The following is a 6,798-nucleotide window of genomic DNA, read 5'->3' on the forward strand; positions in this document are numbered from 1 at the left end:
CGTCGCCTCGACCTTCGGGGTCACGGTGAGCACGGCAAAGGCTTGGGGCGCCCACCTGCCGCACGCTCGTTCGTTCGAAGCGCAGGTAAAGTCGGACGGCTTCTTCCATGCGCCGCGCGAGGGCTGAGATGATGGGGTTCGCTTGCAGATCTGTGGCCGCGCTAATCGCGCTTGGGTGCCTGACGCTGCCTGGGTGTGCTTCGGTGCAGCCTGACATCGTCGGTCAGGCCTCGGTGGTGGATGGAGACAGCCTCGAGATCCACGGCGAGCGTATTCGCCTCTTCGGCATTGATGCGCCGGAGGCGCGCCAGACCTGCACGCGTGAAGGCCGGCCTTGGCCGTGTGGGCAAACGGCCGCGCAACGGCTCGATGCGCTGATAGGCGGCCGCCCCGTCCGCTGCGAGCCCCACAACATCGATCGATATGGGAGAGTCGTAGCCATCTGCTACGGCGGCGAGGTCGACTTGAATGCTGCGCTCGTAGCAGAAGGACTGGCGCTGGCCTACCGCGAATTCAGCCGGCGATACTTGGCCGACGAAGAGGCGGCACGCTCGGCGGGCCGGGGTGTATGGGCCGACGGTGTCCAGTTGGATCCGCCGTGGGAGTGGAGACGGCGCGAGCGCTAACAGACGATTTCGGATCAACTTCCCCTGAGTTCGATCGAGAGCGCACCGTTCGGTTGTGGGCCGAGGGGTACTTTCGTCGTCGCCAGTATGCAAGGCTGATTGGCTGTGCATAGGGATAGCCCCCTCACAGCGGTTCCAGGGAAGAGGTGAACTTCGTGAGCAAAGCCAGTTCGGAGCACAGCCGGCGTGGCGCGTGTCGGTGCATTTGGAGCATTTTGGTGCTCGGTTTGACTGCGTGCGTCTTGAGTGTCGGGGCAGCGGCTAACACGCTGGTGCCGCTGACCGGCATCCAGGAAGTCGCGACCGGAGGCGCCCACAGCTGCGCTCTTCTCATGAACGGCGAGGTGCGGTGCTGGGGAAGCAACAGCTCCGGTCAGCTGGGTGACGGAACAACCACTCAGCGGCTAGCACCTGTTGCAGTGCGCGGTCTGAGCGGGATCACAGCGATCACTGCGGGTGGCCAGCACACGTGTGCCCTAAATGCTGGTGGCGAGGTGCTGTGCTGGGGCAACGGTCCGCTGGGCGACGGCACCACGGAAATGCGCCTGATGCCGGTAAAAGTGAGCGATTTGAGTGGCGTGTTGTCTATCGCAGCGGGTCGGGGTCACACATGCGCCCTTATGGCAAGCGGCGCGGTGCGCTGCTGGGGGTTCAACACCGGCGGCCAGCTCGGTGATGGAACGACCACACTGCGACGCTGGCCGGTTTCCGTGAGCGGCTTAAGCGGTGCCACGGCGATAGCGGGCGGTGGCTCGCACACGTGCGCTCTGCTCGTGGCGGGTGACGTTCGCTGCTGGGGCGAAAACTCCAACGGCCAGATTGGCGACGGTACAACGACGCAGCGCTTCACGCCGGTGGCGGTGAAAGGTCTGAGCGGCGCTACCGCGCTCGCCGCAGGTCTTCTACATACCTGCGCTCTCGTTGCTGGTGGCGAGGCACGCTGTTGGGGCGAGAATGGCATCGGCGCGCTGGGCGATGGCACTACTGCGCAGCACCTCACGCCAGTGGCGGTGATGGGCCTCAGCGGAGCTGCTGCGATCGCGATAGGTAGCGTCCACTCGTGCGCCCTAGTGGTTGGCGGTGCGGTGCACTGTTGGGGTGGAAATGTTTCCGGTCAGTTGGGCGACACCACGACCCTGCAGCGGCTATCGCCTGTTTTGGTGAGCGGGATGGGTGCGGCTACGGGAATAGCGGCGGGTAGCCAGCACACCTGCGCCCTGGTCGCTGACGGCGAGGCGCGCTGCTGGGGTGACAACTTCCGCGGCCAGCTCGGCGACGGCACGCCGACTAACCGCCTGACGCCGGTCGCTGTGATCGGTCTGAGTGGAGCCTCGGCCATCGTGGCGGGAACGTCGCACACGTGCGCACTGACCGCCGGGGGCGGGGTCCACTGTTGGGGCGGCAACTTCGACGGCCAGCTGGGCGACGGCACGAACTCGCCACGCCTGACCCCAGTGAGAGTATTCGGCCTGAGCGGTGCTACCGCTATCTCTGCAGGTTATTCACACACTTGCGCACTTGTTGCCGGCGGCTACGTGAACTGCTGGGGTCGCAACAGCAACGGCCAGCTGGGTGACGGTACGACGACGCAGCGCCTCACGCCTGTGCCCGTAGGCGGCCTTAGCGGCGCCATCGCAATTGGTACTGGCAACTCTCACACCTGTGCTCTGATTCAAGGGGGTGAAGTACGCTGCTGGGGTTTCAACTTTAGTGGCCAGCTGGGCGATGGAACGACCACGGAGCGTCCCACGCCAGTTGAGGTGTTCGGCATGAGTGGGGCCACTGCGATCACGGCGGCAGGCTCACATACATGCGTACTGGTCTCCGATGGCGAGGCGCGCTGCTGGGGTTCCAACTTCGACGGTCAGCTCGGCAACAACAGGACGACGAATCGCTCGGTGCCGGTGCCGGTGATCGGCCTGGCTGGAGCCACGGCGATCTCTGCAGGTGGCGCGCACACCTGCGCCCTATTCTCCGGAGGCGAGGTGCGCTGCTGGGGTCGGAACAGCAACGGGCAGCTTGGGGACGGCACAACCACTCGGCGCCTGGCGCCCGTGCAGGTGATCGATCTGAACGAGGCCTGGGCGATCACTACGGGTGACTACCACACCTGTGCCCTGCTCACCGCTGGCGCAGGGCGATGCTGGGGCAACAACGCCTCTGGCGAGCTGGGCGATGATTCGATTGCAGAGCGCTTGACGCCGGTGGCGGTGAGTGGTTTGAGTTCGGCATCGGTGATCACGGCAGGTGGTTCCCACACGTGCGCACTTGAAGCCTCGGGAGGAGGGCGCTGTTGGGGGTGGAACAGTAGCGGCCAGCTTGGCGACGGTACCGCCGGTGTTCGGCCCTTCCCTGCTGCCGTACTGGATGATCTCGTGTTTAACGATGGATTCGAGGCCGTCGCGCCGGCAGTTGTGAATTCTTCGATCCAACCACGTTGAGCCGTTACCCTACTGCGCGCCACGTTTGCCGGCTCGCTTCAGCGCCATGGTCGGCTAGTTCGATTTGTTCGCAGAAACCACCCGAAATACCGGCAGCTTGTGATGTCGCCGCGCTTTTCGTTCCGTCCTTGGCGCGAGCGACGCGGCCGGGAGGTTCCTTTCGAACCTCAATCTGCATGCCGGTTTATACGGCTGGCGATCGCGTCATCGTGATCATTCAAACGTTCAGGACGTCCGACCTGGATAATCAGGACGTCACCGACTTCAAATGCCCGCCCTATCCCTCGCGGTACAGGAGGATTTCGCCGTTTCCTGTGCATCTTCATGTCGCGCGGTCTGGCGACCGTCTACACTTTTAGACCTTTCCCAATGCTTTCCCAGACCGAATCTTTATGGAGCACTTCAAGCTGCAAGGCATGTCCATCCGACAACTTGAGCACCTCGAGCAGTTGATACGACAACGCCGCGAGCAATTGATCTATGAGGACCGCAAGCGCGTTCGGGATCTGCTGATCCAGACCGCTCGGGACGAGGGGTTCTCGATCTACACCCTGTTCGACCTTCCCGCGCCCGGCGCTCGCGCCAGGGACGCGTGATGTGCGAAGGATCTTGTACCTCTCCTTCGATTGTCTGTGCACCACTCTCAGCATCGTGGCAGATGCTACGGAGGTGTCGACAGTTCGGTAGCACCAGCGCGCATAGGCCTCACCGCCGTCCCATGTACCCCTCGCCATTGGCCTCGGCGCGGCCCAAGGCCAGCAGCATTTCGATCAGCTGGGGAAGGCGGTTCTTCCAGGGGCCGCGGCTGGTGAAGTGGGCGGCGATCTGGTCGACGGTGTCGCGTGGCCAGGGCTGGGCCTTGGTGCCCGAGATCGCCGCGCTCGCGGTGTCGGGCGTTCGGGCGTGCGTCTTCTTCGCTGATGGCGTCGGTGTCGCTGCCGTCGAGCGTCGCGAGCGACAACAGGCTGGCTTGGGTGCGGATGTGCAGCGCTCGTGCTGCCCGCGCGTCCACGGCGATGTCCGTCGCGACACCCGTCGCACTGTCGGCAACGGCACGGGCAGCAGGACTGTCGAGCTGTAGGCGTCGAGCACGGCGGCATCGAGTTCGTCGTGGAGCTGGCGCAGCACGCTGACCAGACGCTCGTTGTGCATCACGCGGTCTTTGGCGCTGACCTCGCGGCTTTCGCGCAGGGCTTCCAGCACGTTGTACTTGCCGGTGAGTGTGAGGCCGGGGTGTGCCGCCTGCTGGCGCTTGCGGTGGTCGATCAGTCGAGCTTTTGCCACCGCATGTGTTACAAGCGATTCTTCTTCCGAAAGAGATGAGTTCTTGACCGGACTTGCTGCAAGAGGGACCTCCTCGAATCAACGACGGGAAAGGGTCGCGATATTGCTGTAGCGTACCCGGCCTGTCCACCCTGGCGCCAACCACCGAAAAGCCTATGAAGTTCAGAGAGCGAGCTGCCGAAATCGCTGCCGAAATATGGGGCAACAAGCTTCGATATGCCATTGAGACCGCACTAATCGGAATTCCGGTTTGGCTAATGTTTGATTTCGTGCATGGACTTCGCGTAGAGCGATTGCAGGAGGAGAACAAGCTCCTTGAGATCAGGATTGACTCACTGTCTCGCGATGCGGAATCAAGGTTTAAAGACGCAGAGTCTGCGTGCGAGCCAAAGACTCCAGCATCCGCTTCTGCAGTTTCGCCAGCCTGCCTAACGGATTCCGATTTGCAAGAGCTCAAAGATGCTCTGGCGAAAGCGAGGTCGGAGAGCCGATCCGGCGGAGTGCAGGCGCAAAGAACTGTAAGCTCGGACGAGACAACTCAGGAAACACATGCAGGCTCAAGAACTCCGCCGTCGATTGTTCGAGTAAACTACGACTGCGCCACGCTACGTAATGCCGCATTCGGCTTGATTCAAATCAAGGATGGACTGGCATCCACCGACGACGACGACTTCATGCGACGGCGAAGCTATAGAGACCTTGCGGTTAGCCATATTGAGTCAATAAAAGCCAATCACCCAAAGGATGGAGTTCTGGATACGGCGATCGCCAATCTGAAAGGCAATCGCTCGGAGATGCCGGTGATCGACGCAGCGCTCGGACAGATTGATGGCTACGCACTCGCCTCGTGCACGGAACTGCATGTTGAGCTTAAAACAAGACGCGAGATCGCTGCGAAGCCACAGGATACCGCAGAGTTACCTGTGGATTGCCCCTCCGCACGCGCGATTCACACGGCTGTTGTTGAGCTTAACGCGCTCGTCAAGAGCAGCTCGCCACTGACTTCCAAGGATCGCTTTGTCAACGCATATAACGCGCTACTAGGCGAGTCCAAAGGCTTAGCAGGCGCTGATCGGTACTTGGCAGGTCTTGATCACCTCTACGCCCAGACTTGGCACGTCAGCACGAAGCGCCAGTTGACAGAAGCGACCCAAATTCTTGCGACGAGACTCAATCAGGTCGCGGAAAGTTGCATAGTTGACAGAGCGGCCGAGATCGCTCCCCAATCACAATCGGCGCCCGCTGACTAGTCGCAACAAGCTGTTTCTTTCGATGATCGGGGAGGCCGCGTGGGCACCGCAGAATTTTCTGTCACAGCCCCCAGAGTTGATGTACCAAACCTGCATACTTGAGTAGGCCATCTTGCCGGTCCCGCAGAGTCGAGGACACCAAGTTGCCGGCGATGCAGAGTTGACGGTACCAGGTTGTCGGTAAGCAAGTCGACTTCGGCACCGCAGAGTTTTGTGTGCCAGCGCCGAAGCGTTGAGCAGTTCATTTTCTCGGACCGCCGAGTCGAAGACGCAAACTTCATGAGCGCCGCAGAGTCTTGTGTGCCAACCCTGCACAGTTGAGGAAGCCAAGTTGCCCGCCCCGCAGAGTTGACGGGACCAAGATGTCGGTACGCAGGGACTCGTCCTGGATTGAGCGGCCGGCGTATTCAGCGCGTCCTACAGCCAGAAACTTGCTCAAGTCTTGGCGCCCATCCTTGCAGAAGCTTGACCTCGCCGATTCCCCGTCAGCGGAGTCAGTACGTCCCGAAGGCTGCCATAAAGATGATCGAGCTCGGCAGTGAGCCCTGCACCCTGGTCTCGGCATTCGCCGCCCGTTCTTCCGCCTGAGCCACATCTCTTGTCACGACAGGCTCCTCCGAGGTCTTGTGATCTGCGGCCAAGGTCAGTTAGAAGTTCTGGGCAGCAACTTCTCAAGAGCTTCGTGGATGCGCTGTAGCTGACCGATGAGTGCAGGTGGATTTCGGAGCAGGTTGTCCCGCTCATGGATAACGGTTTGCAGCTCGTCCCGCGCGCGATTGAGATCGACTTCCGCTTTTTCGCGCAACGTAGCCTCTGCATTGAGAGCTGCCACCCGGCTCTGATGCTGTAGCAAGTCATTGCCGCGGCGGTCGAAATCAATGCGCAGCGCTTCCAGCATGCTGCGTGCTTGATCGAGTTCGGCCCTGACCCTCTGTAGTTCCTGTTTGGATTCCTGCGCGGCCTGGGAGGCTTCCAAGTGCCGCTCCCGAGATGTCCTCGCGTCGTCTCTCTCGCTCTTTAGTTCAACTTCGAGTCGCACTTTCTCTACGACGAGGTTCTGGGCACGCTCGATTTCTATTGCAAGTCTGGACCTCAGCGTCTCGGCATGCTGCTCAGAGGCAGCAGCTCTTTCGCTGGCGGCCTCGGCCAGGCGCCGCGCGGCGGTGAGATCGGCTTCTCGGATCCCCAGGGTGCGGG

Annotated in this window: 5 protein-coding genes and 1 pseudogene; 4 read left to right on the plus strand and 2 right to left on the minus strand. The window is 61.7% G+C overall.

Annotated elements, in window-relative coordinates:
* The first annotated feature begins 203 nt into the window (after positions 1 to 203).
* The 3 genes from ACIQ7H_RS21390 to ACIQ7H_RS21400 all read left to right on the plus strand — a co-directional run bounded on the left by ACIQ7H_RS21390 (position 204) and on the right by ACIQ7H_RS21400 (position 3,663).
* Positions 204 to 626, plus strand: coding sequence for a thermonuclease family protein (locus ACIQ7H_RS21390; RefSeq protein WP_395795383.1), 423 nt, complete (start codon positions 204 to 206; stop codon positions 624 to 626).
* 218 nt (positions 627 to 844) lie between these two features.
* Positions 845 to 3,067, plus strand: coding sequence for an RCC1 domain-containing protein (locus ACIQ7H_RS21395; RefSeq protein WP_395795385.1), 2,223 nt, complete (start codon positions 845 to 847; stop codon positions 3,065 to 3,067).
* A 392-nt stretch (positions 3,068 to 3,459) separates the two neighbouring features.
* Positions 3,460 to 3,663 carry a hypothetical protein gene (locus ACIQ7H_RS21400; protein WP_395795387.1) on the plus strand — a complete coding sequence of 68 codons (204 nt, stop codon included), beginning with the start codon at positions 3,460 to 3,462 and terminating at the stop codon, positions 3,661 to 3,663.
* Between the two features lie 109 nt (positions 3,664 to 3,772).
* Here ACIQ7H_RS21400 and ACIQ7H_RS21405 read toward each other — a convergent pair whose 3' ends face one another.
* The gene (locus ACIQ7H_RS21405; RefSeq protein ID WP_395795389.1) at positions 3,773 to 4,351 is read right to left on the minus strand and encodes a hypothetical protein; all 579 of its coding nucleotides are present in this window, start codon (positions 4,349 to 4,351) and stop codon (positions 3,773 to 3,775) included.
* Positions 4,352 to 4,506: 155 nt separating this feature from the next.
* Here ACIQ7H_RS21405 and ACIQ7H_RS21410 point away from each other — a divergent pair, with 155 nt between their 5' ends.
* A complete protein-coding gene (locus ACIQ7H_RS21410) occupies positions 4,507 to 5,601 on the plus strand; it encodes a hypothetical protein (RefSeq protein WP_395795391.1) in 1,095 nt (364 codons plus the stop codon).
* 643 nt (positions 5,602 to 6,244) lie between these two features.
* Here the strand turns inward: ACIQ7H_RS21410 and ACIQ7H_RS21415 are convergent.
* Positions 6,245 to 6,798 (minus strand): annotated as a pseudogene (locus ACIQ7H_RS21415) (hypothetical protein); the annotation flags it as partial.

Origin of the sequence: Aquimonas sp., assembly GCF_044377145.1 — a bacterium.
GTDB lineage: Bacteria > Pseudomonadota > Gammaproteobacteria > Xanthomonadales > Xanthomonadaceae > Aquimonas.

Excerpts from the sequence above, each read along its gene's own strand:
- ACIQ7H_RS21400 (WP_395795387.1), top strand. The coding sequence starts at position 3,460 with ATGGAGCACTTCAAGCTGCAAGGCATGTCCATCCGACAACTTGAGCAC.
- ACIQ7H_RS21410 (WP_395795391.1), top strand. The coding sequence starts at position 4,507 with ATGAAGTTCAGAGAGCGAGCTGCCGAAATCGCTGCCGAAATATGGGGC.